Origin of the sequence: Rhodococcus sp. NPDC006774 (genome assembly GCF_040636045.1) — a bacterium.
In the GTDB taxonomy this organism is placed as follows: Bacteria; Actinomycetota; Actinomycetes; order Mycobacteriales; family Mycobacteriaceae; genus Rhodococcoides.
The window spans coordinates 1-26,469 of record NZ_JBEYIW010000007.1 but is presented as its reverse complement, the minus strand read 5'-3'; the positions used below and the strand labels follow the sequence as shown (position 1 = coordinate 26,469).

At 65.3% G+C, this 26,469-nt stretch carries 29 protein-coding genes; 14 read left to right on the top strand and 15 right to left on the bottom strand.

The features are described 5' to 3' along the window. The first annotated feature begins 31 nt into the window (after window positions 1-31). The 3 genes from ABZ677_RS12675 to ABZ677_RS12665 all read left to right on the top strand — a co-directional run bounded on the left by ABZ677_RS12675 (window position 32) and on the right by ABZ677_RS12665 (window position 2,345). Complete coding sequence (locus tag ABZ677_RS12675) at window positions 32-442, top strand: RidA family protein (protein ID WP_037187992.1); 411 nt, start codon at window positions 32-34, stop codon at window positions 440-442. A 70-nt stretch (window positions 443-512) separates the two neighbouring features. Then, the gene (locus ABZ677_RS12670; protein ID WP_358369768.1) at window positions 513-1,070 is read left to right on the top strand and encodes a dihydrofolate reductase family protein; all 558 of its coding nucleotides are present in this window, start codon (window positions 513-515) and stop codon (window positions 1,068-1,070) included. Between the two features lie 39 nt (window positions 1,071-1,109). Further along, the gene (locus ABZ677_RS12665; protein ID WP_358369765.1) at window positions 1,110-2,345 is read left to right on the top strand and encodes an AGE family epimerase/isomerase; all 1,236 of its coding nucleotides are present in this window, start codon (window positions 1,110-1,112) and stop codon (window positions 2,343-2,345) included. Window positions 2,346-2,385: 40 nt separating this feature from the next. Here ABZ677_RS12665 and ABZ677_RS12660 read toward each other — a convergent pair whose 3' ends face one another. From ABZ677_RS12660 to ABZ677_RS12645, 4 genes are read right to left on the bottom strand one after another with little or no spacing between them, the layout of a single operon-like run. Further along, window positions 2,386-3,213: a fumarylacetoacetate hydrolase family protein gene (locus ABZ677_RS12660; RefSeq protein WP_358369763.1), complete on the bottom strand. Its 828-nt coding sequence runs from the start codon at window positions 3,211-3,213 to the stop codon at window positions 2,386-2,388. Between the two features lie 3 nt (window positions 3,214-3,216). Further along, the gene (locus tag ABZ677_RS12655; RefSeq protein WP_358369760.1) at window positions 3,217-4,149 is read right to left on the bottom strand and encodes a VOC family protein; all 933 of its coding nucleotides are present in this window, start codon (window positions 4,147-4,149) and stop codon (window positions 3,217-3,219) included. A gap of 1 nt (window position 4,150) precedes the next feature. Further along, on the bottom strand, window positions 4,151-4,654 hold the full coding sequence (locus ABZ677_RS12650) for a DUF3237 domain-containing protein (RefSeq protein WP_358369757.1): 504 nt from the start codon (window positions 4,652-4,654) through the stop codon (window positions 4,151-4,153). 1 nt (window position 4,655) lies between these two features. Continuing rightward, the gene (locus ABZ677_RS12645; protein WP_358369755.1) at window positions 4,656-6,242 is read right to left on the bottom strand and encodes an MFS transporter; all 1,587 of its coding nucleotides are present in this window, start codon (window positions 6,240-6,242) and stop codon (window positions 4,656-4,658) included. A gap of 147 nt (window positions 6,243-6,389) precedes the next feature. Here ABZ677_RS12645 and ABZ677_RS12640 point away from each other — a divergent pair, with 147 nt between their 5' ends. The 4 genes from ABZ677_RS12640 to ABZ677_RS12625 are packed head-to-tail and all read left to right on the top strand — an operon-like array spanning window position 6,390 to window position 11,872. Next, window positions 6,390-7,175 carry an IclR family transcriptional regulator gene (locus ABZ677_RS12640; RefSeq protein ID WP_358369752.1) on the top strand — a complete coding sequence of 262 codons (786 nt, stop codon included), beginning with the start codon at window positions 6,390-6,392 and terminating at the stop codon, window positions 7,173-7,175. 59 nt (window positions 7,176-7,234) lie between these two features. Next, complete coding sequence (locus ABZ677_RS12635; protein WP_358369750.1) at window positions 7,235-8,866, top strand: FAD-dependent monooxygenase; 1,632 nt, start codon at window positions 7,235-7,237, stop codon at window positions 8,864-8,866. Then, window positions 8,859-10,382 (top strand): carotenoid oxygenase family protein, encoded by a 1,524-nt coding sequence (locus ABZ677_RS12630; RefSeq protein WP_094632384.1) that lies wholly within the window; start codon window positions 8,859-8,861, stop codon window positions 10,380-10,382. The genes ABZ677_RS12635 and ABZ677_RS12630 overlap by 8 nt, the downstream gene beginning before the upstream one ends. A 38-nt stretch (window positions 10,383-10,420) precedes the next feature. Then, window positions 10,421-11,872 (top strand): aldehyde dehydrogenase family protein, encoded by a 1,452-nt coding sequence (locus ABZ677_RS12625; protein ID WP_358369747.1) that lies wholly within the window; start codon window positions 10,421-10,423, stop codon window positions 11,870-11,872. Window positions 11,873-11,904: 32 nt separating this feature from the next. Here ABZ677_RS12625 and ABZ677_RS12620 read toward each other — a convergent pair whose 3' ends face one another. Then, window positions 11,905-12,216, bottom strand: a complete 312-nt coding sequence (locus ABZ677_RS12620; protein WP_052047353.1) for a hypothetical protein — start codon at window positions 12,214-12,216, stop codon at window positions 11,905-11,907. 69 nt (window positions 12,217-12,285) lie between these two features. Next, window positions 12,286-12,819 (bottom strand): CGNR zinc finger domain-containing protein, encoded by a 534-nt coding sequence (locus ABZ677_RS12615; RefSeq protein ID WP_037188016.1) that lies wholly within the window; start codon window positions 12,817-12,819, stop codon window positions 12,286-12,288. 39 nt (window positions 12,820-12,858) lie between these two features. Between ABZ677_RS12615 and ABZ677_RS12610 the strand changes: the two genes are divergently transcribed. Then, on the top strand, window positions 12,859-13,860 hold the full coding sequence (locus ABZ677_RS12610) for a DMT family transporter (protein ID WP_358369742.1): 1,002 nt from the start codon (window positions 12,859-12,861) through the stop codon (window positions 13,858-13,860). Between the two features lie 8 nt (window positions 13,861-13,868). Here the strand turns inward: ABZ677_RS12610 and ABZ677_RS12605 are convergent, their stop codons facing one another. After that, on the bottom strand, window positions 13,869-14,513 hold the full coding sequence (locus ABZ677_RS12605) for a TetR/AcrR family transcriptional regulator (RefSeq protein ID WP_358369739.1): 645 nt from the start codon (window positions 14,511-14,513) through the stop codon (window positions 13,869-13,871). A 73-nt stretch (window positions 14,514-14,586) separates the two neighbouring features. Between ABZ677_RS12605 and ABZ677_RS12600 the strand changes: the two genes are divergently transcribed. The 3 genes from ABZ677_RS12600 to ABZ677_RS12590 are packed head-to-tail and all read left to right on the top strand — an operon-like array spanning window position 14,587 to window position 17,667. After that, entirely contained in the window at window positions 14,587-15,453 is an 867-nt protein-coding gene (locus ABZ677_RS12600) for an SDR family oxidoreductase (protein WP_094632394.1), read from the top strand. A 26-nt stretch (window positions 15,454-15,479) separates the two neighbouring features. Further along, a complete protein-coding gene (locus tag ABZ677_RS12595; RefSeq protein ID WP_358369736.1) occupies window positions 15,480-16,970 on the top strand; it encodes an NAD(P)/FAD-dependent oxidoreductase in 1,491 nt (496 codons plus the stop codon). A 37-nt stretch (window positions 16,971-17,007) separates the two neighbouring features. Next, a complete protein-coding gene (locus ABZ677_RS12590; protein ID WP_094740905.1) occupies window positions 17,008-17,667 on the top strand; it encodes an NAD(P)-binding domain-containing protein in 660 nt (219 codons plus the stop codon). An 8-nt stretch (window positions 17,668-17,675) separates the two neighbouring features. On the opposite strand, the gene ABZ677_RS12585 is transcribed toward ABZ677_RS12590, so the two are convergent. The 5 genes from ABZ677_RS12585 to ABZ677_RS12565 all read right to left on the bottom strand — a co-directional run bounded on the left by ABZ677_RS12585 (window position 17,676) and on the right by ABZ677_RS12565 (window position 22,532). Further along, window positions 17,676-17,957, bottom strand: coding sequence for a protealysin inhibitor emfourin (locus tag ABZ677_RS12585; protein ID WP_052047354.1), 282 nt, complete (start codon window positions 17,955-17,957; stop codon window positions 17,676-17,678). 10 nt (window positions 17,958-17,967) lie between these two features. After that, on the bottom strand, window positions 17,968-19,020 hold the full coding sequence (locus ABZ677_RS12580) for a M4 family metallopeptidase (RefSeq protein ID WP_037188029.1): 1,053 nt from the start codon (window positions 19,018-19,020) through the stop codon (window positions 17,968-17,970). A 94-nt stretch (window positions 19,021-19,114) separates the two neighbouring features. Then, the gene (locus ABZ677_RS12575) at window positions 19,115-19,864 is read right to left on the bottom strand and encodes a 5'/3'-nucleotidase SurE (protein WP_358369733.1); all 750 of its coding nucleotides are present in this window, start codon (window positions 19,862-19,864) and stop codon (window positions 19,115-19,117) included. Beyond that, window positions 19,861-20,814 carry a PfkB family carbohydrate kinase gene (locus tag ABZ677_RS12570; RefSeq protein WP_037188034.1) on the bottom strand — a complete coding sequence of 318 codons (954 nt, stop codon included), beginning with the start codon at window positions 20,812-20,814 and terminating at the stop codon, window positions 19,861-19,863. The genes ABZ677_RS12575 and ABZ677_RS12570 overlap by 4 nt, the downstream gene beginning before the upstream one ends. A gap of 44 nt (window positions 20,815-20,858) precedes the next feature. Continuing rightward, window positions 20,859-22,532 carry a phospholipase D-like domain-containing protein gene (locus ABZ677_RS12565; protein WP_037188035.1) on the bottom strand — a complete coding sequence of 558 codons (1,674 nt, stop codon included), beginning with the start codon at window positions 22,530-22,532 and terminating at the stop codon, window positions 20,859-20,861. A 54-nt stretch (window positions 22,533-22,586) separates the two neighbouring features. On the opposite strand from ABZ677_RS12565, the gene ABZ677_RS12560 reads away from it, so the two are divergent. After that, window positions 22,587-23,435 (top strand): aldo/keto reductase, encoded by an 849-nt coding sequence (locus tag ABZ677_RS12560; protein ID WP_358369730.1) that lies wholly within the window; start codon window positions 22,587-22,589, stop codon window positions 23,433-23,435. 79 nt (window positions 23,436-23,514) lie between these two features. Here the strand turns inward: ABZ677_RS12560 and ABZ677_RS12555 are convergent, their stop codons facing one another. Together ABZ677_RS12555 and ABZ677_RS12550 are read right to left on the bottom strand one after the other, a co-directional pair. Next, the gene (locus ABZ677_RS12555; protein WP_358369728.1) at window positions 23,515-24,156 is read right to left on the bottom strand and encodes a 3-oxoacid CoA-transferase subunit B; all 642 of its coding nucleotides are present in this window, start codon (window positions 24,154-24,156) and stop codon (window positions 23,515-23,517) included. After that, a complete protein-coding gene (locus tag ABZ677_RS12550; protein ID WP_037188043.1) occupies window positions 24,153-24,914 on the bottom strand; it encodes a CoA transferase subunit A in 762 nt (253 codons plus the stop codon). Before ABZ677_RS12550 ends, ABZ677_RS12555 begins: the two co-directional genes overlap by 4 nt. 110 nt (window positions 24,915-25,024) lie before the next feature. On the opposite strand from ABZ677_RS12550, the gene ABZ677_RS12545 reads away from it, so the two are divergent. Continuing rightward, window positions 25,025-25,834: an IclR family transcriptional regulator gene (locus ABZ677_RS12545; RefSeq protein ID WP_094740912.1), complete on the top strand. Its 810-nt coding sequence runs from the start codon at window positions 25,025-25,027 to the stop codon at window positions 25,832-25,834. Here ABZ677_RS12545 and ABZ677_RS12540 read toward each other — a convergent pair. Next, complete coding sequence (locus ABZ677_RS12540) at window positions 25,831-26,103, bottom strand: hypothetical protein (RefSeq protein ID WP_358369725.1); 273 nt, start codon at window positions 26,101-26,103, stop codon at window positions 25,831-25,833. The two genes, ABZ677_RS12545 and ABZ677_RS12540, sit on opposite strands and share 4 nt — an antisense overlap. Window positions 26,104-26,245: 142 nt before the next feature. On the opposite strand from ABZ677_RS12540, the gene ABZ677_RS12535 reads away from it, so the two are divergent. Beyond that, the coding region (locus ABZ677_RS12535; protein ID WP_358369723.1) for a hypothetical protein at window positions 26,246-26,469 on the top strand (224 nt) is incomplete at its 3' end.

Genomic DNA, 26,469 nt, shown 5'->3' with positions numbered 1-26,469 from the left:
ACCTGGCTTCGGTCACGACGAAAGGAACTTCATGAGCGTCACTCGATTCACTCCGTCCGGCATGATGCAACCCACCCCGTATCACCACGTAGCGGTGGGGCAGGGATCCCGGCATATCCACGTCAGCGGTCAGATCGCGCGGAACGAGGATGGGTCGACGGTCGCCGAAAACGACCTCGCCGGGCAGGTCGCGCAGGCACTGCGCAATACAGCGATCGGATTGACCGGTGCCGGAGCGACATTCGACGACGTACTGCGCCTGACGTTCTACGTCACGCAGTGGGCCCCGGAGCGGATCGGTGAGTTCATGGACGGCGTCACCCGCGTCGCCGAGGAGATCGGATTGCCGACTCCGATGCCACCCGCATCGCTGATCGGCGTCGACTACCTCTTCGAGCCCGACGTCCTCGTCGAGGTGGAGGCAACTGCGATCCTGGACTGACTCGCTCACCGGTGAATTCCGGAGGGCGTCGAAGTCCATACTGTCGAATCCACCCGACCCCAGGAGTGACATGGCCATTCTGACCTACAACATGCACGTTTCTCTCGACGGATTCATCGAAGATCCCACCGGCAGTCTCGACTTCTCCATGCCGGACGACGAGACGCACAGCTTCTCCAACCGTCAGACTGAGGCGACCGCCGCTTTCCTGTTCGGGCGTCGACTCTACGACGCGATGGAGGACTACTGGACAGACCCGGCGCGCGCCGACGGTGACGACGTCGAGGCGGAGTTCGCTCGGCTGTACGTGGACACGCCGCGGATCGTCTTCTCCGACACTCTCGACTCGGTGGCCGACGGCTGCCGGTTGGTGCGCAGTGTCGATGCCGTCGCGGAGGTGCAGCGTCTCAAGCGAGAAACCGAGGGCACGTTGGCCGTCGGAGGGGCTGCCCTGGCCGAGTCGCTCGTCGACGAGATCGATCAGTACGAGGTCATCCTCGTCCCGACGATTCTGGGTGGCGGGAAGCCCTACTTTCCCGTCGGACGGCACCTCGACCTGGCCCTGGAGGAACAACGTGTGTTCCAGGCCGCGGGTTGGGTCTACCTGCGCTACAGCGTCTCTCGCTGACTCCGACCCAGTGCGTCGAGCACAGCGCACAATGAACACATGAGCTCCGGACATCGTCGCAGTTGGTGGACCCTTCCCTCTCATCAGTTGTGGCTCGACACCGAATCGTCTCGCCTTCTCGACTTCGGAACCTCACTCGACCACCCCGCAGGTGGCGCGGTGTGGCTGGACGATCAAGGCAACCCGGACCTCGATCACCCGGCGCATACGTACATCACCGCTCGGATGGCGCATGTGCACTTTCTCGCCTCGATGCTGGGTCGGCCGGGGTCCCGCAGAAAGGCCGATCGGGTGTTCGACGGACTTCTGACGTCGTTGCGAGACAGCGAGAACGGCGGTTGGTTCGAGTCCAGCTCCGACGCGACCTCGCCCGATGCTGGCAAGAACGCGTACACGCATGCGTTCGTGGTGCTGGCCGCCTCGGCTGCCGCCGCCGCGGGGCACCCTGACGGTCGGGGTCTTCTCGACGAAGCCCTCGACATCGTGGCTGCACGATTCTGGGACGAGCAGTACGGAATGTGTGCGGACACCTGGACTGCGAATTGGTCGGTACTCGACGACTACCGCGGAATCAACGCCAACATGCACATGGTCGAAGCGCTGTTGGCTGCCGTCGATGCGGGTGCGCCCACGATCTGGCGTGAACGTGCAGTCCGCATCTGCGACAACGTGATCGGCTGGGCGCAGGAGAACGACCACCGAATCCCGGAACACTTCACCGCCCAGTGGATCCCGCAGCTCGAGTTCAATTCGGACGACACCGCCAACCAGTTCAAGCCTTACGGGGCGACGGTCGGCCACGGGTTCGAGTGGGCACGACTTCTGGTGCAGGCCAGCATGGTTGCCGCCAGCGCGCAGGGCCACGACTACGTCGAGTCGGCGAAGTCTCTGTATCACCGCGCGGCTCAGGATGGTTGGCAGCCCGGGCCGACACCGGGGTTCGTGTACACCACCGACTGGTCCGGCCACCCCGTGGTGACCGAGCGCCTGCACTGGGTGCTGTGCGAGGCGATCGGCGCGGCCGCGACCCTGGCCCGCCACACCCGAGAAGACCGCTACGAGCAGGACTACCGAACCTGGTGGGATGTCGCCGCCGAGTACTTCGTCGACCGCGTGGACGGGTCCTGGCATCACGAACTCGACAGCAGCAATCGTCCGGCCGCGACGGTGTGGAGTGGCAAGCCAGATCTCTACCACGCAGTCCAGGCGACGTGGATCAGCCGATATGCGCCGAGCTCGAGCATGGTGGCGGCACTGCGGGACGACTCGCGCTGACCGGTTCCCTGCCGTCGGTCCGATTCGGCCGTGGGAAGTTCTAGATCGTCTCCGCCACCAGTAGGTTCTCGACGATGCCGATCGAGTCGATTTCGACGGACACCTGATCACCCGGCTTCAACAGCAGTTGCGGCTTACGGCGATATCCGACGCCACCGGGGGTGCCGGTGAGGATGACGTCACCCGGCTCGAGGGTGGTGAACGTGGAGATGGTCGCGATCAGATTCGGCACCGTGAACAGCAATTGCGACAGATCCGATTCCTGTACCTTCTCGCCGTTGACGACGGTGCGGATGCCGCAGCTCCCGAGGTCCACCTCGCCGGGGCAGACGATGCGGGGGCCAAGGGGAGTGCTTGCGTCCCATGCCTTTCCCTGCATCCACTGGTGCGTCTTGTACTGGAAGTCGCGCATCGTGATGTCGTTGGCGACGGTGTAACCCAGAACGTGATCGAACGCGTTCTCCTCGGTGATGCGTCGGCCGGTGCGTCCGATGATCACCGCCATCTCGCCCTCGTAGTCCACCTCGGAGCTTTCCGGCGGGACGGCGATGTCGTCGTAGGCACCGATGAGGCTGGAGGCGTACTTGGGGAACATCACCGGGTACGTAGGGAACTCGCGTCCGGTTTCGGCGATGTGGTCGCGGTAGTTCAGACCGACACAGATCACTCGGGCCGGGTCGGTGACTGCGGGCAGGACGCGCACGTCGGCGATCGGCAGGCGCTCCTCGGTCAGTCGATCGGCGCCGGCGAGTGCCTCGAGCGAACTGGAACGCCCGATCGCAGCGATGCCCTGTAGCGGAATCAGCGCATCGCCGTCGACCTCCCCGACTCCACGAATTCCGTTGTGTTCGTAGCTGATGTAGGCCATCGGTCAGATCTCGCTCTCACTCGTCTTGCGCCAGCTGGCCAGTTGTCCGCCCCACAGATTCACCGACGCCGGTACCGGACGCCACTGCCGCGTCACGTACGTGGCTCGGTCGTCGTGGAACTTCTCCATCTCGGCCGAGAGCTCGATGTGGTTACCCGCCGGATCGTCGAAGAAGACGAACAGGTTGTTGCCGGGGCCGTGACGTCCCGGTCCCCAGACGACGTCGACGCCGATCTCGGTGAGGCGATCGCACCAGGACTTGAAGTCCTCCCACTCGGCGAGGTCGTAGGAGTAGTGGTCGAGATCGCCGGGGTTGCCGTTCTCGACGACGGCCAAAGTGTGGTGATCGCGGTCGCTGCGTAGCCACGCGAACTTGCCGTCCTCGAGCTGATCGGAGATGCGGAACCCGACGGTGTCGACGAAGAACGAGACCATCTGCGCCACGTTGTCGGTGCCGAGAGTGGTGTGCTGGAACTTGATCGGGCGTCGTCCCGGATCGGCGGCGTTCTCGCCCTGCCGTGCGACCGGCCCGTGGAAATGCACCGTCGTGCCGTCGGGGTCGGTCACCGAGATGCCCGACGGAGCGCCGACGGCATGGTCGAGCACGGCGGGATCCAGCTCGGCGACGTGGTGGCCTGCGTCGGCGAGTCTCTTGGCGATACCGTCGAGGCCGTCGATGTCGCGTACCTCGAAGCCGTAGTGAGACAGTCCTTTCGGACCCTCGGTCAGGTCGAGAACGTGGTGTCCGAGACCCCAGCCGAGGCGCAGGCCTCCGCCCGCGAGTTCTTCCTGCACCGTCAGACCGACGGTGCGGCCGTAGAAGTCGGCGGTGGCGGCGACGTCGGGAACGGTGAAACCGATGTGCGAGACAGCGGTCTGCCGCAGCGTTCCCACGGCACCACCTTCCTGCAGTCTGTTTCGGGTGGGAGTGGTCATGTCAGTGATCCGCCTTTCGGGGCGTCGATGGGGTGGGGACGGGGGCGTCGGTGTAGACGGTGATCCGAACCTGGTCGCCGCGGTTCGGTGGCGAGAGTTGGCCGAGGAACACGCTGTGGTTCAACCAGTTCCACTGTGGGTCGGCCACTTCGAATCGAGGGTTGGTGGAGCAGTACCAGTGGTCGATGTCGGCACCGCCGCCGGCGAAGATGCGCTCCATGGTGGCGTCGTCCTGCGTACCCCAGCCCTCGTTGGTGACCATGATGGGCACGTTGTCGTCGGTGACGATCGTGTAGCGGGCCCACAGATGGGTGACGCCGTCGGTGCGCACCAGGTTCCAGTCCGCACCGCCGGGCAGGATGGTTCCGGATCCGGCCGGTCCGTGGAATCGGCCGCCGGTGATCGGGATGACCCGACGCATTCCGTGCGGGGTCGACCCGATGACCACCGGGGGAGCCAGCTCGACGTCGAGGGTGAAGACGTGATTCAGAGTGGGCGTGGACATCTCACTCACCTGCCGGCAGCAGTCGCCCGGCCGCAGGTGACGCTGCCGCATCGATCGGGGCCGCATCGAGGCCCTTCGGGGCTCCGCCGGGGATGACGAGGGCGATGACCGCGGCCAGGACGGTGGCTCCGGCACAGACGTAGATGCCGATGTCCAGGCCGGTTTCGAGAGCCGTACGGGCAAGCGGTGCAACCAGATCCGAGATCGGGCCGAGATCGGCGTTGGCCACCGCCAACGGCCCGCCCTGCTCGGCGACGCCGGAGGCCACGCCCACCGCCTCGGGAGGGAGGGAACCGTCGGACAGGCTGGAGGTGAGGGTGGCTCCGGCAACTCCGAAGGACACGGCGCTGACGATCGCGGGGCCGAGGCTCTGGCCGGTCTCGCGGACGAGACTGGTTACTGCGCTTGCCATTCCGGCGTAGTCGATGGCGACGGCTCCGACGGCGACGGCCGTCAGTGCGGTGAACATGGTGATGAAGCCGGTGCCGAGCAGCAGGATCGGGCCGGTCATCGCGAGCAGCGAGGTGGAGTCACCGGGTAGCTGAGCCATCCATATCTGACCGATGGCCAGTGCCGCCAGCCCGGTGACCAGCAGCGTGCGCGCCGCGACGCGCATCAACAGGCGCGGAAGCAACGGAGTGAGGAGCAGCGGTACGGCTTGGATGAGGGCGAACGGTAGAGCGGCCTGCAGCGGGCTGACGTGCAGAATCGCTTCGAGCTTCACACTGAGCGCGTAGGCGGTTCCGATGAAGCCGAACATCGCGAGCAAACCGATCAGGGCGGCCGCTGCGAAGGCCGGCGTACGGAAGAGCGCGAGATTCAGCATCGGGGTGCGGGCTCGCTGCTCGCTGATGACGAACGCGACGAATGCCGCCACTGCGAGAACGAAAGTGCCCACGATGACGGGGCTCGAGTAGCCGTCCACGGAGCCCTGGATCACCGCGTACAGCAGGGCGAGCAAAGCGACGGCGATGGTGATCTGGCCGGGCCAGTCGAGTCCGCGCCCGGCGGGATGACGCGAGTCGACGATCACCGCGGCGCTGACCGCTGCGGTGACGAGACCCAGCACGGCGGGAATGGCGAACGACCAGCCCCAGCTGAAGTGTTCGGCCGCGAAGCCACTGATCAGCGGGGCGATCATGGCACCGAACGCCAGGCTGACGGCCCAGAGAGACAGGGCGCGGGCTCGCTCCTGACGTTCGGGGGTTGCCGAGACCAGCATCGCCAGTGACGTGGGAAAGATTGCTGCAGCACCGAGTCCGGCGATGGCCTGCCCGGCGATCAGTTGCGTCAGAGTTCCCGACGTTCCGGCGACGACGTCTCCGACGAAGACGAGCACGCCACCCCAGACGAGCAGCCTCTTGCGGCCGAACATGTCGCCCAGTACGCCGAAGTTGAGCTCGAGTATGGCGGTGGGAAGGATGAACGCGGCCGGGATCCACGCCAGCGCCGCAGCGCTCGCTCCGAGGTCGCGTTGGATCACACCGAGAATGGGCGCTGCGAGCGAGACGCCCATCTGGGCGACGCCGATCGCGAGGCAGCAGGCGATGAGCGTGCCGCGATCCAGCTTGGGTTGGGTGGGTTTCATGAGTTCCTCGTCCGGAGGCCGTGTCCTGTAAAGCAGGACTACTGTTGTCTAATACAGGACAGTGTTCATGGCCTGGATCACAGCTGTCAAGGGCAAAGATTCATTTGATGACACTGCAGTCCTGACAATCAGAACTAGGATGGAAACATGGCATCGGAGACGAGTGGATACAGAGAACGCAACAGCACGGCCGACCGCGCACTGATAATCCTGGGAATGTTCACCGAGGATCGCCTGCAGATCAGCGCGAACGACGTCGCCGAGGCCCTCGGTAGCGCCCGCTCCACGGCGTACCGATATCTGCAGACGTTGGTCGGCGCATCGTTTCTCGAGGAAGCTCCCAACGGCGGCTTTCGGTTGGGTGTCGCAGTACTCGAACTTGCTCGATTGGCCCGGCGCGGTTACGGATTGACGACCATCGCCCAGCCGGTGATGCGCGAACTGGCCGACGAGGTGGGTGAAACCGTGTTGCTCACCAGGCTCGTCGACGACACGGCTGTGTGCATCGAGCGGTGCGAGGGGGCCAAGCAGCTGGTGCGCCTGAGCTACGAGCGGGGGAGTCGGCTGCCCATCAACGCCGGCGCATCGGCATTGACGCTCCTGGCCTGGCTGCCGGAGAAAGAGATCCGCTCGATCCTGGGTCGGCACGAGCTGCAGCGCTTCACCGATCGAACGTTGACCGACGTCGATCGCTTGGTCGATCGCCTCGACCGGATCCGGACCACTGGCTACGGCCTGACCGTCGCCGAGGTGGATCCGGATGCGATGGGAATCGCCGCACCGATCTTCGACGAGTCCGGTTCGGTGGCAGCCGCATTGAGCATCGTGGCGATCAGGCGTCGCGTTCCCGAGGACCGGACCGACGTGCTCGTCACCGCGGTGCGGGCGGCGGCCGATGCTCTGTCCGCACGATTGGCCGTCGTCAGCTCGTAGCATGTCCTATTTTATGGGACAGCATTCCTATTTAACGTGATGCGCGCTACCTTGGTGGTGTGGACAAGAGATTCGACACCCTCTACGACGTAGCGATCTGCGGTGCCGGTCCGGTCGGTATGACCGCGGGCCTGCTGCTCGCTGCACGAGGGCTTCGCGTCGTCGTTCTCGAGCGGCGCTCGACGACGAGCGACGAACCCAAAGCGATCAGCATCGACGACGAGGCACTGCGCACCTACCAGCAGGCAGGCGTCATCGACAAGATCCTGCCGATCGTCGTGCCCGGCACCGGAACCCGCTACTACGGCCTCGACGACGAACCGCTGTTCCACGGCGGCGCGGAGAGTGCCTACCGACTGGGCTACCCCTTCAAGAACCCGTTCGCGCAACCGGATCTCGAGCGTGTACTGGCCGGGGCGCTGCATACGGCGCGCAATGTCACCGTACGGTTCGACACCGAGGTCACGTCGATCGTGCAGGACGCGGACGCCGTGGCCATCGAAGCGGGTGGACGCACGGTGCGGGCTCGTTATCTCCTCGGTAGCGACGGCGGACGATCGACCGTCCGAAACCTGCTCGGAATCGGCATGATCGGGCGCAGCCACCCGGAACTGTGGTTGGTGGTCGACACGCTCGGCGACCCGCACACCGAGCGCTACGGTATGCACCACGCCGATCCGAGCAGGCCGCACGTGGTGGTGCCCGGTCTCGGTGGCCGCTGTCGATACGAATTCCGCCTGTTCGAGGGCGAGGGCACGGCCACCGACGCGCCACCGTTCGAGCTCATCGACAAGCTCGTCTCGCGCTACCGGCCGATCACACCAGCGCAGGTCGAACGAGCCGTCAACTATCGCTTCCACGGCCTCGTGGCCGATCGATGGCAGCTCGGGCGCTGCTTCCTGCTCGGCGACGCCGCACACATGATGCCGCCGTTCGCCGGTCAAGGTCTGAACTCCGGCATTCGCGACGCCGCGAACCTGGCGTGGAAGTTGGCCGGCGTGCTCGAGGGTTGCCTGCACGAAAGTGTGCTGGCCACATACCAATCCGAGCGTGGCCCGCACGCAGCCGCGGTGGTACGCGCATCCGAGCGGTTGGGCCGCGTGGTGATGACGACCAATCCTCGCATCGCGGCCAGGCGCGACGGGTTGGTCCGAGCCGCATTGGCCACCGTGAACGGGCGACGCTGGTTCGAGACCATGGCCTACCGTCCGCCCTACCGATTCTCCGACGGGCTCGTACTCCCCGGCGACGACACCGGGAGCGTGATCGGGCAACCCCGGGCCTTCGACTCGGCGACCCGCACCATCCGCCCGCTCGACGAGATCCTCGGAACCGGTTGGGCGCTGGTGGGAGTCGACGTGCACGACACGGTGGATTGGGCGCACGCGCGCGCAGTCGCGCGCGGCCTGCATGCGGTCGAGGCCGTCGTGCCCACCGACGGCACGGTACCGAGAATCGACGGCATCAACGTTCTGCTCGACGTCGACGGCCGGTTGGACGACGAGATGCGCACGTATACAGGAAGATTCGTGCTCATCCGGCCCGACCGCTTCGTCGCGGCCGCGTGGCATCCGCACGATGGTGACGACGTTCGAGCCGCAGTCGGAGCAGCAGTGGCGTCGTGGACCGGATCTTCCCCGAGCCCTTCCGAACTGTCCTACATCGAGACGAAAGGCATCAGCTATGCGTGAAGTACCGACCCCGCTCCCGACGACACTGGTCCGACGCACCGCTCCTGCGACTCCGCGGCACAACGCGGACGTCGACTGGAACACGTCCAACAAATTCCTGAACGGGCCGTTCGCGCCCTGGCACGAGGAGACCGAGGCATTCGACCTCGAGGTGATCGGGAAACTCCCCGACGACCTCGCCGGCGCGCTGTTCCGAATTGCCGACAATCCCCGCTTCGAGCCACTCGACACCGACCGTTACCACTGGTGGGAGGGCGACGGCGGAGTCGCGGGCACCTACATCCGCGACGGCAAGGCGTCGTTCCGGATGAAGTGGGTGCACACCGACACGATGAAGATCGAGGTCGAGGCCGGGGAAGCGCTGTACAGCGGCTTCGTCAACGGTTCGGGCAAGGCCAGGCGGGATCTGCCCGTGGGCGCGCCGCCGTCCAAGAGTGTCGCCAACACCAACGTCGGCCTGTTCGCCGACCATCTGCTGGTGTACTACGAAGGCGGACTTCCGCATTCGATGCACCCCGAAACTCTCGACACGCAGGGCACGTACGACTTCGGTGGCGCACTCGACATCCTGTGCACGGCGCACTACAAGATCGAACCGTCGACGGGCAACATGCTCTTCTACTCTGCCATCGGGCCGAATCTGACCTGGTACGAGGCCGATACCAGCGGCACCGTCGTCGATACCGTCACTTTCGACATGGGTTGTCCGGCAATGGTGCACGATTACATCGTGAGCGAACACCTCGCGATCTTCCTCATCTCGCCCAACCAGTTCCGCCTCGACCGCATCATGGCGGGGCGGCCCGGTGTGCTCTGGGACGAATCGGCTACACCGAACGGCAGCAGGTTCGCCGTTCTCGACCGTCGCACCCATGAGGTGACCTGGTACGACACCGGCCTGATGCTGGCCCCGACGCACTTCTTCAACGCGCATGAAACTGCCACAGGAATCGTGGTGGATCTGCACGTCATCGCGCGTCTGGGCAATCCGGTCGACGACTCGGACGAGCCGATCGACTCGCACTCCTGGTTTCCACCTGCGATGGCCTGGCGGTTCGTGCTCGATACCGCGACCAGGACGACCACCCAGCACATGCACAGCGGAGTGGCGGGTGAATTCCCGAAGATCAACGACGCGTGGCTGGGCAAGGAGAATCGCTTCGGCTACTTCGCCACCACCCGTGATCTGTCGCCGTTGACCCTGACGGATGGGCTTGCGCGCCATGACTTCTCCACCGGTCAGACGATCGTGCTCGAAGGGCCCGACGGGTTGACCAGCCCCAGCGAACCGGTCTTCGTCCAGCGTCGAGGAGCGAGCGCCGAGAACGACGGATATCTGCTGACCCTGTGGTGGAATCCGGCGACCGGACTGTCCGAGCTACTGGTGCACGAGGCCGACGCGTTCACCCGCGAACCTCTCGCACGCGTCAAGCTTCCCGTCCGAGTTCCGTTCGCGTTCCACGGATCCTGGGCCGAGGCCGAGGTGCTCGACGCAGCGATCGCAGCCCAGCGGTAACGAAGAAAGAACATCGAGAAAGAAAGAGCAGGACTGACATGGCGAACACACTGGCGTGGACGGCGAAGATATTCGACGGCGGATGGGTGGACGGCGGTGGTGGAACCCTCGACGTGACCGCGCCGTCCGACGGGTCGGTTGTGGCCACCGTCGGTGCTGCCGACGTCGCCGACCTCGATCGTGCTGTCGCGAAAGCCGCACGTGCGCAGAAAGAATGGGCCGCCAAGCCCTACCCCGAGCGGGCGTCGGTCATGACGAAGGCTGCGGCGCTCCTGGCGGAAAACCCCGAGCGTCTGACGCGGTGGCTGGTTCCCGAATCGGGGTCCGGTCACGGCAAGGCGGGGGCCGAGGTCGGCTTGGTTCTTGCCGAACTGACCGAGGCGGCCGCTCTGGCGTCGCAGCCCTACGGGCAGGTACTGCGGAGCGCGAAGTCCCGCTTCTCGATGGGGCGTTACGTTCCGATGGGCGTGATCGGCGTGATCAGCCCGTTCAACTTCCCAGCGGTACTGTCGATGCGGTCGGTCGCGCCTGCTCTGGCTGTCGGCAATGCCGTCGTTCTCAAACCCGATCCGCGAACGCCGATTTCGGGTGGGCTGATCCTCGCCGAGATCTTCGCCGAAGCGGGCCTGCCGGACGGTCTGTTGCACGTATTGCCCTCGGGCGCCGATGTGGGAGCCGCTCTCGTCTCGCACCCCGACGTTCCGTGCATCTCCTTCACCGGATCCACGGCCGCCGGCCGCAGAATCGCGGAAGCCGCTGCGCCGCTGCTCAAGAAGGTCCACCTCGAACTCGGCGGAAACAACGCGTTCCTCGTGCTGCCCGACGCAGACATCGAGGCCGCTGCATCGGCGGGCGCGTGGGGATCGTTCCTGCACCAGGGACAGATCTGCATGGCGTCGGGTCGGCACCTCGTTCCCGAGCATCTCGCCGAGCAGTACACGGCGGAGCTCGCGAAGATCGCCGCACGCATCACCGTCGGAGATCCGACCGACCCGTCGAATGCGTTGGGGCCCATCATCGACGAGAACCAGTTGAAGCGAGTCGACAGCATCGTGCAGGCCACGGTGACGGCCGGTGCCGAACTGGCCGCGGGCGGCACGTTCGACGGTCTCCACTACCGGCCGACCGTTCTCGGCAACGTGCCGAAGGACTCACCCGCGTTCACCGAGGAGATCTTCGGTCCGGTCGCGCCGATCACGACGTACCGCACCGTGGACGAGGCCATCGACATCATCAATTCCTCGGAATACGGTCTGTCCGTTGCGATCGTCACCGCCAATCCGTTCGCGGCGTACGAGTTGTCGGACCGAATCCGTTCCGGCGCAGTGCACATCAACGATCAGACGATCGACGACGAGGCCGTGGCCCCGTTCGGTGGAACCAAGGCCTCGGGCTCGGGCGGGCACTTCGGCACCACCGTCAACCTCGACACCTTCTGCGACCTGCAGTGGGTCACGATGCAGTCGGACATCCAGAAGTATCCGTTCTGACCGACCTGGCCGGGCGAACCCGCACGATCGCGCTAGTCGCGGTGCGGGGTTCGCTCTCCGGTACTCGGGTCCACGTCGAACAATTCGTCGGTGTTGTCCGGGGCGTAGACGACGGTGTTCGATTCGAGGGCGCGTCGTCGGGCACCGTCGCGGATGGCAAAGAATCCGCCTGCGAACAACACGATCACGGCAATTCCGGCGATGATCGCCCATCCCTCGAAACCGCCCGCCAATGCGGCGATCAGACCGCCCGCAGCGGCGATCCCGGCGAAGATCAGGATGACGGCCAGCATGTTCTCGACTGCTCTGGCCCAGCTTGTCTTGGTAGGCCTTTTCTCGACCATAGGGGCAATTCCTTTCGATCAGCTCGGACGGCGGATACCCGAAAGCCGATCGATTAAGCCCCCGTGGTGCTACTGAGCCTTGCGGGCCCGGTACGCGGCGACGGCTGCTCGGTTGCCGCAGGTGGTGCTGCAGAATCGGCGGGACCGGTTGCGCGAGAGGTCGAGGACCAGCCCGTTGCAGTCCGGATCGGCGCAGACGTCGAAGCGCGAGAGCTCGTCCGCGCGGATGACGTCGATCATGGCCATCGCGGTTTCGACGACGATGCGGGTTGCGAGCGGACTGTCGTCGGCGACCGCGTGAACGTGCCAGTCGAGGTCTCCGTGGCGCACCAGTCGCGGCAGGGCGGAGGACTCGGCCAGCAATCGGTTGACCTCGACCACCGCGTCGTCTCGGCTGCTGGTGAGCAGTGATCGCAAGGTCGGCCGCAGGGCTCTCACCGCCTCGAGCTCCTCCTCGTCGCCGTCGAAGCGGCCGGAATAGCCCTGCTCGGAGATGAACTCGGCCAACTGCTCGCGCGTGGTCAACGTGTCCGGGTCCTCGGCGGAATTGACCAATGCCACGGCGGACAACAACGACAGTTCCGCGTCATGAGCAAAAAGCATGTTGACACCTTACCAAGTCACTGCCTACTGTCACATGTCATGACGGCTTACACTCATGACGCGCAGCTGAATCGTGCGGTCGAACACAACGCTGCGGCACGGTCGCGTCGACTCTCGGGGCTCGGTTTCGCGCTGCTCTCGGCGGCGTCCTTCGGGCTTTCGGGCTCGCTCGCCACGGGATTGCTCGACGCAGGCTGGACCGCCGGGGCCGCGGTGACCGCGCGCATTCTGCTCGCCGCAGCCGTCCTGCTGATTCCGTCGATCCTTGCGTTGCGCGGGCGGTGGAGCCTGCTGGCGAAGAACTGGAAGCTGCTCCTCGCGTACGGAGCCTTCGCGGTGGCAGGGTGCCAGCTCGCCTTCTTCAACGCCGTCGGCCGGATGGAGGTGGGCGTGGCGCTGCTGATCGAGTTCACCTCGCCCGTGGCCGTCATCGGCTGGATGTGGTTCCGGCACCAGCAACGTCCGGGCCGCCTGACCGTGGTGGGCGCGCTGCTCGCCGCGATGGGTCTTGTGCTCGTACTCGACCTGATCTCCGGTGCCGACGTCGACACCGTCGGCGTGCTGTGGGCGCTGGGCTCGATGGTCGGTGCGGCCGTCTACTGGGTGCTGTCCGCGGACGAGAGCAACGGACTCCCGCCGATCGTGCTCGCCGGGGCAGGACTGCTCACGGGTGGGCTCATCCTGCTGGTCGCCGGACTGATCGGCATCGTCCCGTTCGCTGCCCCGCTCACCGACGTCACCTTCGTCGATGCCGTTGTGCCGTGGTGGGTTCCGATCATCGGCCTCGGCGTCGTGACCGCCGCGCTGGCCTATGTTCTCGGGATCGCGGCAGGCCGACGCCTCGGGTCGCGGTTGGCGTCGTTCATGGGATTGATGGAAGTCGTTGCCGCACTGGTGTTCGCGTGGCTGCTGCTCGGGCAGGCACCGGCACCGATCCAATTGGCCGGTGGCGCACTGGTTCTGCTCGGCGTCGTCGTCGTCAAATCAGGAGAGCGTGCCACTGCGGACGAGCCGGTGGAGCCGCTGCAGAGCAGGCCTTGAGCTGACGTTCAGCCGTCGACGCGTCCGAACACCACCGCGGCCAGAATGGTGTGGGCGCTGGCGATCACCGAGTCCAGCGGTTCGCGTTCGGGGGAGAGTAGCCACTGCTGGGCGATGGTGAGGACCGCACCCACCAGGCCCATGGCCAATGTTCGACGGTTGGGCCCGGCGAGCCCGCGGCTGGAACCGACCCCCTCGGCCACCTGGAGCACCGTCTCGGAGAACGAGGTCGTGGTCTTGCGGTAGAGCGCGTCGACGGTGGACGAGACCCCGAGAATCTCGACGAAGGCGATGCGCGCAGATTTCGGATTCTCGGCGACGAAGGTGAAGAAGCCGGTGAGAGCGGCTCGGAGTACCTGTTCGGTCGAGTCGGCCTCGGCGGCGGCACCGGCCAGGATGTTCTGGCGCATGGCATCGGTTGCGCGGGCGTAGGTCGCCATCAGTAGGTCCTCGCTGTTGGTGAACGACTCGTAGAAGTAGCGCTTGGTCAGGCCTGCCTCGCTGCACACCTTCTCCACGGTTGCCGTCCGGTAGCCGGTGGTGCCGAAGACCTCGACGGCTGCGTCGAGCAGGCGAATTCGACGCTCCTGCTGCCGCTGCTGCGGGTCGGCACCTCGGTAGGTGCGGCCGACTTCACTGTGATGCGTGGACACACACAGATCTTGACACCGCTCGGTATCAGATGCAAAGTGTTCGCAGACAGGCATTCCGATGGAGGGGGAGCACATGGCGGCGTCGACGCTACGCAACAAGGTCGTTCTGATCACCGGAGCAGCACGGGGAATCGGTGCCGCAACGGCGCGTGCGCTGGCCGGACGCGGTGCCCGGTTGGTACTCGTCGACGTCGACGAGGCCCCGCTGCGAGAGCTGGCGACGCAGCTGAAGGCCGAGGCGTTCGTGGCAGACGTTCGGAACCTCGACGACATGCAGCGCGCCGTCGACGGCGGAATCGAGGCGTACGGCGGCATCGATCTGGTGCTCGCCAATGCCGGAATCGCCAGCTACGGATCGATCATGCAAGTCGATCCCGCCACGTTCCAACGCGTCATGGACATCAACGTGATGGGCGTGTTCAACACCGTCCGCGCCGCTCTGCCGTCGCTCATCGAACGCAACGGCTACGTCCTCGTCGTCTCCTCGCTCGCCGCGTTCACCCCCTGCCCCGGCCTGGCCGCGTACAACGCCAGTAAGGCTGCAGCAGAACACTTTGCGAATGCGCTCCGGCTCGAGGTCAACTACCGAGGTGTCGACGTCGGCTCCGCACACATGGCGTGGATCGACACACCGATGGTGCAGGACGCCAAATCCGATCTCACCGCCTTCCAGGATCTGCTCGCGGTGCTCCCCGGCCCGCTGGGCAAGACCATGACCGTCGATCAGTGCGTCGACGCATTCGTCGACGGCCTGGCCAAGCGCAAGCGGCGCGTCTACGTGCCGCGGTGGGTGGGCGCGGCGTCGTGGTTCAAAGCCGTCATCACCTCGCGGGTCGGTGATCGCAGCATGCTCGAGCACGTGCCGACGATCCTGCCGAAGATGGACGAAGAAGTAGCCCGCCTCGGTAGGTCCGAGAGCGCTCGCAACAAGACCAGCTGACATCGGACATCGAAGGAATCTTTGACATGACTGCCGTATTGCCCTCTCCCGAGGTCGACGTCCTCATCATCGGTGCCGGCCTGTCCGGGATCGGGGCCGCGCGCCACCTCGGGCACGATCTGCCCGGCAAGACCTACGCCATTCTCGAGAGCCGCGGCGCGATCGGTGGAACGTGGGATCTGTTCCGCTATCCCGGGATTCGCTCCGACTCCGACATGTACACCCTCGGATACAGCTTCAAGCCGTGGATGGGCGAGAAGTCCATCGCCGACGGCACCGACATCCGCAACTACATCGTCGAGACCGCGAGAGAAGCGGGCGTCGACAAGCACATTCGGTTCCATCACAAGGTCGTCGCTCTCGAATGGTCGTCCGAGCAGCAGTTCTGGACGGTGACTGCGCACCGTAGCGATACAGACGAGACAGTCACGATCACCGCGTCGTTCGTGTTCTCCTGCAGCGGTTACTACAACTACGACAAGGGGTTCACCCCCGAGTTCGCCGGTCAGGAGAACTTCGGCGGCCAGGTGATTCATCCACAGCACTGGCCCGAGGATCTGGATTACTCCGGCAAGAAGATCGTCGTCATCGGCAGCGGCGCAACAGCGATCACGTTGGCCCCCAACCTGGCTCGCGACGCCGAGCACGTCACGCTGCTGCAGCGCTCACCCAGCTACATCCTCTCGCTTCCGTCGCAGGACCCGATTGCGCAGACCCTGCGCAAGCGACTGCCGAAGAAGTTGGCGTACAGCGTGACTCGGCTCAAGAACGTGTCCATGGCGATGCTCATCTACACCCTGAGCCAGGAGTACCCGGAGTTCATGAAGAAGCGGATCCGCACGATGCAGGAGGGGTGGCTGCCGAAGGGATACGACCTCGACACCCACTTCACCCCGTCCTATAACCCGTGGGATCAGCGTCTGTGCCTGGTGCCCGACAACGATCTGTTCCGTTCGATCCGCAAGGACGAGGTCTCGATCGTCACCGATCACATCGAGCGCTTCACCGAAACCGGCCTGCAGCTGAAGTCCGGCCAGCACCTCGACGCCGATATCGTGGTCACCGCAACGGGACTCAACCTCTCCGCGCTCGGCGGTGCGCAGTTCCGCATCGACGGCAACGACGTCGACCTGCCCAGCACCATGGCCTACAAGGGCATGATGCTCACCGGGATCCCCAACTTCGCCTTCGTCGTCGGTTACACCAACGCCTCGTGGACACTCAAGGCCGACATGGTCTCGAACTACGTGATGCGTCTGCTCGCGCACATGGACGAGAAGGGGTATAGCACCGTCGAACTCGAGCGCGATCCGTCCGTCGACGAAGAACCGTTCCTGGACTTCGCAGCGGGATACGTGCTTCGAGCCGTCGACAACTTCCCGAGGCAGGGGAGCGAGACCCCATGGAAGCTGCGCATGAACTACTTCCGCGACTTGCCGGTTCTGCGGTACGGCAAGGTCGTGGACAAGGCCATGAAGTTCGGCCGTCCCCGGTCGAAGGTATCCGTCGGATCCTGACGGGAATTGTTTCGGTTCGGGTGCGTTGGTTCTCGATATGAAAATTGGAATCATCGGTAGCGGATTCATCGGCGGCACCCTCGTTCGTCGGTGGGCAGCACTCGGTCACGAGGTTCGATTCTCGAATTCGCGCGACCCGGAGACCTTGGCGGATTTGGCCGAGGAAACCGGAGCGACGGCGGTGTGGGCCGCCGACGCCGCGCAGGACGCCGACCTGGTGCTTCTCAGCATTCCGCAGAAGAACGTTCCCGACCTGGCCCCGGGCATTGTCAGCGCCCGCAAACCGGGAGCCCCGATCATCGAGACCAACAACTACTACCCGCAGCAGCGCGACGGGTCGATCGAGGACATCGAGGGTGGGACGCCCGAAAGTGTGTGGGTGTCTCAGCAACTCGGAGAGCCGGTGATCAAGGCGTTCAACGGAATTTGGTACAAGCACCTACTCGAGAAGGGCGTGCCGGCCGGGACCAGCGGTCGAATCGCACTGCCGGTCGCCGGGGACGACGACGATTCCAAGAAGATCGTGTTCTCGGTGATCGACGAGCTCGGATTCGACCCCGTCGACGGCGGAACCCTCGCCCAGTCGTGGCGTCAGCAGCCGGGAACGCCCTCGTACGGCAAGGACTTCGGAGTCGACGCCCTCGTCGAGGCACTGGGTCAGGCGACCGAAGAACGCAGTGCGGAGTGGAAGGCCTGAGGCCCTGTCTACTTGACGCGACCCTCGCGGAGTGTGCGCTCCGCGAGGTCGCGTAGAGGGCCGGTCAGGCTCGAATCGCCCACTCGGCACGAGTGCTCACCCACCGACACACTCCACACGAAGGTGTCACGGGCGTTGGACTCGGCCGGATCGGTGGACTGCTGATCGGCGATGTACGGCTGCGCGGCCTCGACCAACGACTGCCATTCCGGCTCGTCGGTCTCGACGACGCCGCGCTTGGACATCCCGGCGACACCGCCGGTTCGCAGTACCTCGATGCGCAGGCTCATCTGCCCTCGATCACACCCGATCGTCGTTCGGCTTCGGTAGGGACTCGAGCCCTGTTGTCTTCACCCCCACGGTAGACCAACCCGTGGCAACGGCCCTCGCAACGTCGGAACCGGCTCCGAATCGCTCGTTCGCCGCCGCGATCGTGGCGGCGGAGAAGCCTGCGAAATCGACCGTCGGTGACAGTCCGCCGACCGTCATCGTGTCGAACCAGACCTGACCGACGCGGTCCCAGGCCGGACCACCGAGCGTGGTGGCGGCAACGGCGAAGGCGCGGTTCGGGATACCGGAATTGATGTGCACGCCGCCGTCGTCCTCGGTGGTGACGACAAAATCGTCCATACTCGCCGGCTGCGGATCCTTGCCCAAGACATCGTCGTCGTAAGCGGTGCCGGGCTCGAGCAGCGAGCGCAGCGCCTTTCCTTGAACGGCGGGCAGGAACAGACCCTCACCGATCAGCCACGACGCATCCTCGGCGTTCTGCTTCGCGGTGTACTGCTCGACGAGTGCGCCGAACACGTCGGAGATGGACTCGTTCAGCGCGCCGGCCTGGTCCTTGTACTCGAGCGGGGTGGTGTACTGCGTGAACCCGTGCGCGAGTTCGTGGGCGATGACGCCGAGCGAGACGGTGAACCGAGCGAACACCTCGCCGTCACCGTCGCCGAACACCATGCGAGAGCCGTCCCAGAACGCGTTGTCGTAGTCCTGGCCGTAGTGCACCGTCGCGTCGAGGGGAAGCCCGCTACCGTCGAGACTCGAATACCCGTAGACCTCGTCGAAGAATGCGTACGTGGCACCGAGGCCGTCGTACGCCTCGTCGGTCGCAGCGTCTCCGGTTGCTTCCTCGCCCTCGGCACGCACCTGTCGGCCGGGGAGATCGCGAGTGGACTCGGCATCGGAAATCGTGCGCTCGAGCGTGCCGCCGGTCCGCGGAGCGATGGCGGTACGCGCCTGCACCACCTCGCGTCCGGCACGCATCTCACGATCGGCGAGCAGCGTGGCGCGAGCACCCGCACCCTGCAACCGCTCGAGCAGAAACGGTGGAACTACAGAATGAAACGTCATACGCGGTGACCCCCTAGGTCCGTGGCATGTCCGGTGATAGTTCCCAGTGTGCACGACACCACCGACACATCTCGGTGAGCTCGGACGACACAGGTCAGCCGCGCATCGCCGACAGGTCGATTCCTTCCACCTCGCTCGGCGGGCGGATCGCCGTCAACGTCGCCCAGCTGCGGGCCAACAGCGATGCGTCGGAATCGTCGTCCTCGGCTCGGATCTCGTCGAAGCGAACGGTGACGAAATCCTCTCCGCGATCACCTATTTCGGCCTGCACCGCACCGTAGCGGGCCAGCGATGCCGGCACTATCCCCGCCAACTCCGCGAGTGGAACGTCCGGAATGTTCACGTTGACGACCGCGTCGGACGGGCCGTGGGACATCATCCATGTCACCGCGATCCGGGCCACGTGCTCTGCCGTCGCCCAATGGGCAGGCTCCGTGGCGATCGACGACAGTGCCATCGCCGGAACCCGATGCGTCAGCGCCGTCAATGCGGCACCGACGGTGCCCGAATGCAGGACGGCGGCACCGGTGTTCGGTCCGTGGTTGATCCCGGAGAGCACCAGATCCGGAGGGTCGCCGAACGCCCCGCGGGTGGCCACGAACGCGATGAGAGCGGGTGACGCCTGCACCGCGTAGGCCGGTACATCGGGAAGGCCGGCGATGGCGACGGATCCGATACCGAGATGATCGTCGACGCCCATGCCGGTCAACGACGCGCTGGCCCCGCTGCGCTCCTCGTGCGGCGCGGCCACGACGACGTCCAGACCGGCCTCCACGGCCACCCGCGCGAGCTGGGCGATGCCCTCGCTGTGCACGCCGTCGTCGTTGGTGATCAGGGCTCTCATTTCTTGCCTGCCTTCTTGTACGGACGAACCTCCACCGACTCGGTGAGGCCGAGAACCAGGTCGCGTCGCCCGCTACCCAGGCCGCGCCGCGTGACGTTGGCAGTGCCCGCTCCGCCGCCGAGTCGCAACGCCTCCGGGACAGACAGTCCCTGAGCCAGCCCTGCGGCGATGCCTGCACTCATCGAATCGCCCGCTCCGTGGTGATCGACCATGCGCAGTCCCGGCGTGACTATTTCGAGCACGTCGCCGTCCACCAGCGCCAGGGCCGGATCTCCTGCCCGCGAGATCACGACGATCTCCGCGCCGTCGTCGTGCATCTGCCGCATCGAGTCGATGAGGTGCGCCGGGTCCTCGGACTCGGCCCGGCCGTCGGCGATGAGGTCCTCGTGGCTGACCTTGAGCACCGTGAGGCCGCCGGCGAGCGCAGCGATCATGGTCGGTCCGGACAGGTCGGCCACCACCGTCTTGCCCAGGGCGGTCAGGTCCGCGCACAGCCTCTCGTACACCTCGGGCGGAACGATGTCGTCTTCGTGCGGTCCGCCGAGGATCGAGACGTCGCTGCGGGCACCGGCGGCGAGGGCCGCGCTGAACAGGTCGTCGAGGGCGTGCCTGGCCAGCGGTGGTGGGTCGACCGTGGCCAGGATTTCACGCTCACCGCTGCGGCGATCGTGAACGTACGAGCCGCTCTCCTGGCCGATGTCGACGGAGACGACGGAGATGCCCTCCCGCTCGACGATGTCGCGCAGAATGCCCCCGATCTCGCCGCCGAACACTCCCGTCAGCGTGACGTCCAGGCCGAGCACCGTGGCCATCCGAGCGATCCAGTGGCCCTGGCCGCCGGCGTGCACGTGCAGTTCTGTGTTGCCGTTGGGAGCTTTGTCGAGGGTCACCGTCAACAGCGGGGAGGGGGCGAAGACGAGAGCACTGAGGTCACGAGAGGAGGAGGGCACCGACTGTGCATGCCCGAAATGTCAGGACCGAAACGACGAGCACGTCAGAAACGACGACGCAGGCGCATTCCGATCGGGCGGCCGTCGGGATCGACGAACAGGCGGTACGCGAAGGCAGCGAGTCGTTGCTGCCACACGGGTGGCACGGAGATCTCGTGTCGGCGAAGTCTGCCGGCAGGGCGCGGGCCCGAGGACGGGTTGCGGTGCCAGTTGTCGAGCGCGGTCGCACTGGCCGAGACCACATCGAAGAATCCTTGGGGATCCACCAGATCGGCGTCGTCACCGTCGGCGCGGCCGAGGTGCTCGCGAATCAGTTCCAGACGTAGGTTGCGGGCGTGAATTCGAGCACCGTCGCCCAGGCCTGCCGGGTCCAGAGGTTCGCGAGTGTCCCGTTCTTCGTCGATGATGGCGGCCGTCAACTCCGAATCATGGGTCCAGGAGCGGCGATTGAAGTTGTCCGAACCCACCGCTGCCCAGATGTCGTCGATGACGCACACCTTCGAGTGCACGTACACCGGTATGCCGCGGTCATTTTCGATATCCAGAACCAGTACTCGATCACCGCCGGCAGCGCGGATGACGCCCAGTGCGGCCGAGTGTCCCAGCAGCGCAGACGGAATGGTGAGATTGCTGTCGTCGTCGAGGTGCTTGGGAACCACCACCACCAACCGCAGGTTCGGCTTGCGACGCAGTGCCGCAGCGAACACCCGCGCGACGTCGACCGACCACAGGTACTGATCCTCGATGTAGATCAACTCGGTTGCTCGGTGCAGAGCCTTGGCGTACGCACGTGCCGCGCTGCGCTCGCCCTTGGTGGCGAACGGGTAGGCGGGACGCCGACGCGGGTAGGTGCGCAGCAGCTGAACCGAGCACGTGCCCCGCGGATCCGGGGGCGCAGCCGCAGTCGGTAGCTCCGACGGTTCCCTGGTCACACCGCGCAGCATGTCGGGTACGGCGTGCCAGGGGAGGCGGGACAGGGCTGCGGGATCCTCCCAGCGCTCGCGAAAGACATCCTCGACGTCCCGCACTGCGGGGCCCTCCAGCTGGACCTGCACGTCGTGCCAGGCAGGGATCTCGCCGTACTCGGGAGGGAAGGGACGCGAGACCGGATCGCCGAAATGATCGGCGTCGTCGCGTCGGGCACGAGCCAGATCGATGCCACCGACGAACGCGACGTCGGCCACCTCGGGCCGTCGATAGCGGATGACGACGAACTTCTGGTGGTGGCTTCCGAGGGTCAATACGCGCTGATCGAGAATGACTTCGCCGCCGGCCTCCTCGAGCCGCAGAGCGAGCTTGCGATTCTTCGGACCGGTGAAGCCGAGTGTCTCCATGTGCGAGCGCCACACCATGCCCTTCACGAGGCCACCGCGGTGGGCGACGGCCGTAAGCGCATCCTCGACGGTCACGCCGTCGTCGGTGAGCAGCTGTTCCGGGTCGCCGCGCCAGTCGGTGAAGAGCACAAGATCGTCGCGTTCGGTCCGCTCGAGTGCCTGCGCCAGCGCCGCGAAGTACGTCTTGCCGTGCACCAGATTCTCGACGCGGTTGCCCTCGGTCCAGGCTGCGATTCGGGTGTCGTCGTTTCCGCGCTCGACCGCAGTGAGGAACCACGGGTGCGCCGGATCGAAGTGCCGAGTCGGGGCTGTCAGAGCTGCGGTGGACCGGCCGAGATTCTCGGCAACCCCATCGACGACGCGCCGGATGCGCTGCACTATCACGTTGGCATCATTTCATCCGGTTTGAAGCGGCGGGAGGGCGGGCACCCGAGCGATATGACTCAGGTACCCAACGTCACGCTCAGAAACGGCAAGCAGATCCCGCAGCTCGGCTTCGGCGTGTTCCAGATCGATCCCGAGAAGACGGCTCAGGCCGTCGAAACGGCCCTCGAGATCGGCTACCGCCACATCGACACCGCCGAGATGTACGGAAACGAGAAGCAGGTCGGCGAAGGTATCCGCAACTCCGGCATCGACCGTGAATCGGTCTTCGTCACCAGCAAGCTCAACAACGGTTTTCACAAGCCCGACGATGCGCGGAAGGCGTTCGACGCGACGCTCAGCGATCTCGGAACCGACTACGTGGACCTCTTTCTCATCCACTGGCCGCTCCCGACCCGCTACGACGGCGACTTCGTCTCCACGTGGAAAACGTTGGAGGAGTTCGCAGCCGACGGTCGCGCCCGCAACATCGGTGTCTCCAACTTCCAGCCGGCCCACCTCGACCGGCTGGCAAGAGAGACCGAAACGGTGCCAGCCGTGAACCAGATCGAGGTGCACCCGTACTTCGTGAACAGCGACGTGTGGGCGTACGGCCGTGAGCACGCGATTCCCACCGAGGCGTGGTCGCCGATCGCGCAGGGCAACGTTCTCGACGACCCAGAACTGCAGCGAATCGCCGACGCGACAGGCAAATCCGTCGCGCAGGTTGTGCTCCGCTGGCACATTCAGCGCGGCAACATCATCTTCCCGAAGTCGGTCACGCCGGAGCGGGTGAAGGCCAACTTCGAGATCTTCGACTTCGAGCTCAGCTCTGCCGATGTCGACGCCATCACCGCCCTGGACAAGGGCGAGCAGGGCCGCAACGGCCCGAACCCGGACACCTTCGACATGATCCCGGACTAGTACGTCGAACTGTGGGCTCGAACGTTTCGCACGTTCGAGCCCACAGTTGTTTCACGGGTTCTGTCTCACGGGCTCGGTGTCACGGGATCGTGAGCGCGGATCCCGTTGCGGCGACGACCTCTTCGGAAGTGACACCGGGTGCGAGCTCGGCGAGAGCGAGGGTTCCGTCGCCGACGACGTCGATGACGGCGAGGTTCGTGATGATGCGATTCACGACGCCTTGGCCGGTCAACGGCAAGGTGCAGGCGTCGAGGATCTTCGGGTTCCCCTCGCGGTCGGTGTGTTCCATGACGACGATGACGCGCCGGGCACCGTGCACGAGGTCCATCGCGCCGCCCATGCCCTTGACCATCTTGCCGGGCACCATCCAGTTTGCGAGGTCACCGGTTCTGGAGACCTGCATGCCGCCGAGCACCGCGGTGTCGATGTGGCCGCCGCGAATCATGCCGAAGCTCAACGACGAATCGAAGTACGCTGCACCGGGATTGACGGTGACGGTCTCCTTGCCGGCATTGATGAGGTTGGCGTCGACCTTGTCCTCCGTGGGGTACGGCCCGGTGCCGAGGATGCCGTTCTCCGAGTGCAGCGTGACCTTGACGTCGTCGGTCAGATATCCCGGGATCAAGGTCGGCAGTCCGATGCCGAGGTTGACGTACTCCCCGTCGACCATCTCTGCTGCGGCGCGTTCGGCCATCTGATCGCGCGTCCATCCTGTGCTCATGCTCGAACTCCTGAACTGACGGTGCGCTTTTCGATGCGCCTGTCCTGTGGCCCGGTGTGCACGACGCGTTGGACGAACACGCCGGGAAGATGTACGTGGGCCGGGTCGATCTCGCCCGGCTCCACGAGGTTCTCGACCTGCGCGATGGTGATCTTGCCTGCCATCGCGGCGAGGGGGTTGAAGTTCATCGCGGTCTTGTCGAACACGAGATTGCCTGCCGTGTCACCTGTTTCGGCGTGCACCAGCGCGAAGTCGGCATTGATCGACTCTTCGAGGACGTACCGCTTGTCGCCGAACACTCGCGTCTCCTTGGGCGGCGATGCGATGGACACGGAGCCGTCGGCGTCGTAGCGCCACGGCATTCCGCCGTCGGCGATGGGGCTGCCGACCCCGGCGGGGGTGAAGAATGCGGGGACGCCGTTGCCGCCGGCGCGGAGTCGTTCGGCGAGTGTGCCTTGGGGGGTGAGTTCGACTTCGAGTTCGCCGGCGAGATACTGCCGGGCGAATTCCTTGTTCTCGCCGACGTACGAGGCGGTGACGCGGCGGATTCGTCCGGCGGCCAACAGGATTCCGAGTCCGTAGCCGTCGACGCCGCAGTTGTTGGAGAACACTTCGAGCTCGTCGGCATCGGTGTTCGCGATGGCTTCGATGAGGGCGTCGGGGATACCGCACAATCCGAAGCCACCGACCGCGAGGGTCGCTCCTCGGCCGATGTCCGCGACCGCCTCGGCCGCGGACGCATAGGTCTTTCCAGTCACTTGTAGCTCCTGATGTGTTCGTTGAGCAAACGTTGCACTCAGTGAACCTGAGCTGTGTATCTGGTTGAAGTGAATGATGGATTTTGCTCGTTCGGTGAACGGATGGAGATATGGCGTCCGCTGAGTGGACGTACGATGGCCGGGTGACGTCACCGGATGCCAACGCAAGTGTGATCGGCAAGATCTGCTCGTTGCTGCGCGCAGCGGGAACCGAGGAGCCGTCGGGCGCCTCGACCACCGCGCTCGCTCGGGCGACCGGAATCGCGCGGCCGACCGCACATCGCCTACTGGCGTCTCTGGCCGACCAAGGATTCGTCGACCGCGACGCCGCCACCGGCCACTGGTCACTGGGCCCGGAGATCTATCTGCTCGGATCGATGGCGGCATTGCGGTACGACATCACCGACCAGGCTCGAAAGATAGTGCAGGCGTTGGCCACCGAGAGTGGAGAGAGTGCGTTTCTGTCGGCGCGGCGTGGGGCGGAGACCGTGTGTCTGCTTCGGGTGGAAGGGAGCTTTCCCTTGCGCTCACACGTGTTGTACGAGGGCATTCGGCTACCGCTCGGGGTGGCGTCCGCAGGCCTGGCCATTCTTGCGCACCTTCCCGACCGAGAAGTCGACGAGTACCTCGGTGGAGTGGACCTGGTGCCCGAGTGGGGAGAAGACCACTCCGACAGCGAGATTCGACGCCGCATCGCGCACACCCGCACCACCGGATTCGCCGTCAATCCGGCGTTGCTGGTGGAAGGCAGCTGGGGCCTCGGCGCCGCCGTGTTCGACCGTGCCGGAGGTCCGGCATGGGCATTGAGCCTGACGGGTGTCGAGACACGATTCCGTGATGATCGGCGCCGGGAGTTGGGCAAGCTGCTGCTCGACGCGGCACACCGACTCACCGTGCAACTGGGGGAGCGGCCCGCTTAGCCGTCGAGTTCCTCCAGAATGTCCGCGGCGTCTTGGCTGCCTGCGGCGGCCAACCTCTGCAACTCGTCGCGGTCGCCACGTTCACCGGCGAGCTCGACGAGGATGCCGACGGCATCGCTGCTGCCTGCATCGGCGAAAGAGCGAAGTTCGTCGAGGTCGTTTCGAGAGCCTGCGAGTTCGACCAACTCGTCGATGGCATCCTGATCGCCGCTGGCCGCACGCCGGCGTAATTCGGCTAGTTCCGACGACGTGGAATCGGGATCGCTCATGGAGTCGAGTGTAGAACGATTCGGCGGATAGCGGCAGGTCAGCTGCCTCAATTTCGGCTCCAGCGTTCTTGTCGGTGGCCTGGGTTAGTCTTCTTTCAGTTCGAACGCACGTTCTTGTTTCGGCTCACCGGGGGGTGAAAAAATGGGTGCAATACCGACTGTGTCACTGGACGCGTTGACCGCTGCCGCGCGTGAAGAAAACCGGCACGCGGCCCGCAAGATCACCGCCTGCTACACCGTGCACTGCGACTGGATCACCCGCGACACCGAGCACAAGCACTACAGCCGATACGGACGCACCGAAATGGCTGTCGCGTTGGGCTGCTCGGCGACCGTCGCCGAATCGTATGTATCCATCGGCGTAGC

Excerpts from the sequence above, each read along its gene's own strand:
- ABZ677_RS12675 (WP_037187992.1), top strand. The coding sequence starts at position 32 with ATGAGCGTCACTCGATTCACTCCGTCCGGCATGATGCAACCCACCCCG.
- ABZ677_RS12670 (WP_358369768.1), top strand. The coding sequence starts at position 513 with ATGGCCATTCTGACCTACAACATGCACGTTTCTCTCGACGGATTCATC.
- ABZ677_RS12665 (WP_358369765.1), top strand. The coding sequence starts at position 1,110 with ATGAGCTCCGGACATCGTCGCAGTTGGTGGACCCTTCCCTCTCATCAG.
- ABZ677_RS12660 (WP_358369763.1), bottom strand. The coding sequence starts at position 3,213 with ATGGCCTACATCAGCTACGAACACAACGGAATTCGTGGAGTCGGGGAG.
- ABZ677_RS12655 (WP_358369760.1), bottom strand. The coding sequence starts at position 4,149 with ATGACCACTCCCACCCGAAACAGACTGCAGGAAGGTGGTGCCGTGGGA.
- ABZ677_RS12650 (WP_358369757.1), bottom strand. The coding sequence starts at position 4,654 with ATGTCCACGCCCACTCTGAATCACGTCTTCACCCTCGACGTCGAGCTG.
- ABZ677_RS12645 (WP_358369755.1), bottom strand. The coding sequence starts at position 6,242 with ATGAAACCCACCCAACCCAAGCTGGATCGCGGCACGCTCATCGCCTGC.
- ABZ677_RS12640 (WP_358369752.1), top strand. The coding sequence starts at position 6,390 with ATGGCATCGGAGACGAGTGGATACAGAGAACGCAACAGCACGGCCGAC.
- ABZ677_RS12630 (WP_094632384.1), top strand. The coding sequence starts at position 8,859 with ATGCGTGAAGTACCGACCCCGCTCCCGACGACACTGGTCCGACGCACC.
- ABZ677_RS12625 (WP_358369747.1), top strand. The coding sequence starts at position 10,421 with ATGGCGAACACACTGGCGTGGACGGCGAAGATATTCGACGGCGGATGG.
- ABZ677_RS12620 (WP_052047353.1), bottom strand. The coding sequence starts at position 12,216 with ATGGTCGAGAAAAGGCCTACCAAGACAAGCTGGGCCAGAGCAGTCGAG.
- ABZ677_RS12615 (WP_037188016.1), bottom strand. The coding sequence starts at position 12,819 with ATGCTTTTTGCTCATGACGCGGAACTGTCGTTGTTGTCCGCCGTGGCA.
- ABZ677_RS12610 (WP_358369742.1), top strand. The coding sequence starts at position 12,859 with ATGACGGCTTACACTCATGACGCGCAGCTGAATCGTGCGGTCGAACAC.
- ABZ677_RS12600 (WP_094632394.1), top strand. The coding sequence starts at position 14,587 with ATGGCGGCGTCGACGCTACGCAACAAGGTCGTTCTGATCACCGGAGCA.
- ABZ677_RS12595 (WP_358369736.1), top strand. The coding sequence starts at position 15,480 with ATGACTGCCGTATTGCCCTCTCCCGAGGTCGACGTCCTCATCATCGGT.
- ABZ677_RS12590 (WP_094740905.1), top strand. The coding sequence starts at position 17,008 with ATGAAAATTGGAATCATCGGTAGCGGATTCATCGGCGGCACCCTCGTT.
- ABZ677_RS12585 (WP_052047354.1), bottom strand. The coding sequence starts at position 17,957 with ATGAGCCTGCGCATCGAGGTACTGCGAACCGGCGGTGTCGCCGGGATG.
- ABZ677_RS12580 (WP_037188029.1), bottom strand. The coding sequence starts at position 19,020 with ATGACGTTTCATTCTGTAGTTCCACCGTTTCTGCTCGAGCGGTTGCAG.
- ABZ677_RS12575 (WP_358369733.1), bottom strand. The coding sequence starts at position 19,864 with ATGAGAGCCCTGATCACCAACGACGACGGCGTGCACAGCGAGGGCATC.
- ABZ677_RS12560 (WP_358369730.1), top strand. The coding sequence starts at position 22,587 with ATGACTCAGGTACCCAACGTCACGCTCAGAAACGGCAAGCAGATCCCG.
- ABZ677_RS12555 (WP_358369728.1), bottom strand. The coding sequence starts at position 24,156 with ATGAGCACAGGATGGACGCGCGATCAGATGGCCGAACGCGCCGCAGCA.
- ABZ677_RS12545 (WP_094740912.1), top strand. The coding sequence starts at position 25,025 with ATGGCGTCCGCTGAGTGGACGTACGATGGCCGGGTGACGTCACCGGAT.
- ABZ677_RS12540 (WP_358369725.1), bottom strand. The coding sequence starts at position 26,103 with ATGAGCGATCCCGATTCCACGTCGTCGGAACTAGCCGAATTACGCCGG.